1 protein-coding gene is annotated in these 365 nt (G+C 64.4%); it reads left to right on the top strand.

The annotated features are described in order from the left end of the window. Positions 1 to 90 precede the first annotated feature (90 nt). Positions 91 to 365: DNA cytosine methyltransferase (locus tag AC3XQU_RS23270; RefSeq protein WP_489876521.1), on the top strand; the 275-nt coding region annotated here is incomplete at its 3' end.

The raw sequence follows: 365 nt of genomic DNA, 5'->3' as shown, positions 1-365 counted from the left end.
AGCAATGCCTTCGGGCATTTCCTGGGAGCACTGGCCGGAGAAAGCCGTGCGCTCCAGCCGCCAGGGGAAAAATGGGCGCACGCTGGTTGTGTGTCTGGACCCCGCCGCCGCATCGCCTGGCGCGTGCTCGACGCTCAATATTTCGGTGTCGCCCAACGCCGCAAGCGCGTGTTTCTTGTGGCATGTGGTGGTGATGACCTCGATCCCTCCGAAGTACTTTTTGAGCGCACAGGCCTGCGCGGGGATTCTTCTGCGGGCCGCGCGCCGTGGCAAGAAGCTGCCCGCGCTGCTGGATCGGGTGCTGCTGCAGCAGGCGGATACGCAGGATTCGCTGGACTGAACCAGCCCTACGGCAAGGTCACGAC

The sequence above is a fragment of the Telluria sp. AZSoR62 genome (assembly GCF_058111565.1).
Note: the sequence above shows the minus strand (reverse complement) of the source record. Positions and strands in the feature narration are given on the sequence as shown.